The 1,591-nt window shown below is 41.6% G+C and carries 2 protein-coding genes; both read right to left on the bottom strand.

Features of this window, described 5'->3' with window-relative positions; genetic code table 11:
• Positions 1 to 425: 425 nt before the first annotated feature.
• Positions 426 to 926 (bottom strand): DUF3299 domain-containing protein, encoded by a 501-nt coding sequence (locus R0J88_RS18575; protein WP_039036336.1) that lies wholly within the window; start codon positions 924 to 926, stop codon positions 426 to 428.
• Positions 927 to 940: 14 nt separating this feature from the next.
• Positions 941 to 1,591 (bottom strand): ABC transporter permease (locus R0J88_RS18570; RefSeq protein ID WP_410900678.1); only part of this gene is annotated, 651 nt, incomplete at its 5' end.

Below are 1,591 nucleotides of genomic sequence, written 5' to 3'. Positions count from 1 at the left end.
GGTAGAAATTGTTTTGTAGCTTAGGCTTTGCACCTAGTTGATAAAGTGAATAAAACATTATTATCACCACAGAGAAGGCAAGGAGTAGTACAGGAGAAGTAATATTACACTCTTCTCAGTGTAGCGCGAAGCGCCTCGGTGTTCTCGGTGGTAGAAATTGTTTTGTAGCTTAGGCTTTGCACCTAGTTGATAAAGTGAATAAAACATTATTATCACCACAGAGAAGACAAGGAGTAGTACAGGAGAAGTAATTTTTAAAACAAATATATTGTATTACGCATTTCTCAGTGTAGCGCAGCGCTTCGGTGCTCTCGGTGGTCAAAATTGTTTTGTAACTTAGTTTTTGTACCTACTTATATACTAAATGAGACGTTATTATCACCGCGCAGAAAGTAAGGAGCGGTGCAAGAAAACTGAACACTTTTTCAAAGCTCAAACGGCGCTACGCCTACGGCTTTCATTTTGTAACCTACCTGTGCTAATTCACCTGACCAGGTTTCTGTTGTAATAATACCTGTGACTACAATTGCATCGTAAAGGCTTTCGATTGGTACGCCGCCTTTTATAGTAACGTGTACAAGCTGGTTAGGTGGCGGTGGTGGTACGTGTATGCAGGCGCCAAAATACGGTACTAGTAAAAATTCGGTGATTACTTCGCTATCGCCCTCTAGCGGTACAACAAAGCCGGGTAAGCTGACAGATTGCCCGTTTAGTTCTTTTACTACAGGGGCGTCTAAGTCGGGCTGTACCCAGTTTTGATCGCTGCCTTCGTGGTTTGCTTGTGCTTGGGTATCTATTTGCACATGGCCTTTTGGAATTAAGTCTTCCCAAAAAATCTCTTTAGGTGGATTAGCGTTACTTGAAAAACTAATAATAGCTAAGCTTAATATGCAAAAAGTATTTAAAGCTGTTTTAAAAAGTGTCATAAAATTCCTAAACATTATGTTTTTATACTCATGCCGTCGCTGAGTGAGTAAAAATAAGCACGAGTTGCTGGTATTAAGCCAATAATAAAACCTGCCGCCATAATAACGCCTATGAGGGTGAGTTCATAGCGTGAAAGCATAGCTATATTTACACTAATACCCGCATGGCTTTGTAGGTAGTCGGCTCCTAAAAATAATGTGGCGTAAAATAATGCACACCCAAGCACACAGCCTAAAAATGTTGTAAGCAAGGATTCCATACTTATAAGTGTAAATAGCTGCCATGGCCTTGCACCAACTGAGCGTAATATAGCAAGTTCACGGCGACGTTGATTAAGGTTTGCAAGCAACGTGGTTAGCATACCAAGCAGGCTTACTAGTACAACAACAAAGGAGAAAAGTAGCAGTATTTTTTCAACAATGGCGAGCATTTCCCATAAGTCTTTTAGCGTAACGGTTGGCATAATGGCTAATAAGGCCTCAGGCTTATACTGATTTATGTTGCGCCTAATTTGTAGTGTATATAAAGGCGAATCAAACCCCATTAAAAATGCAGTGATTTGTTTAGGGTGACCAGTTAGGTTGTTATGCTCACCGTGCTCACCGTGCTCACCGTGCTCACCGTGCTCACCGTGCTCACCGTGCTCACCGTGCTCACCGTGCTC

The organism is Pseudoalteromonas sp. SIMBA_162 (genome assembly GCF_046535955.1).
Classification (GTDB): domain Bacteria; phylum Pseudomonadota; class Gammaproteobacteria; order Enterobacterales; family Alteromonadaceae; genus Pseudoalteromonas; species Pseudoalteromonas marina.
The sequence above is the reverse complement of the archived record's forward strand: the minus strand, read 5'-3'. Positions and strand labels throughout refer to the sequence as shown.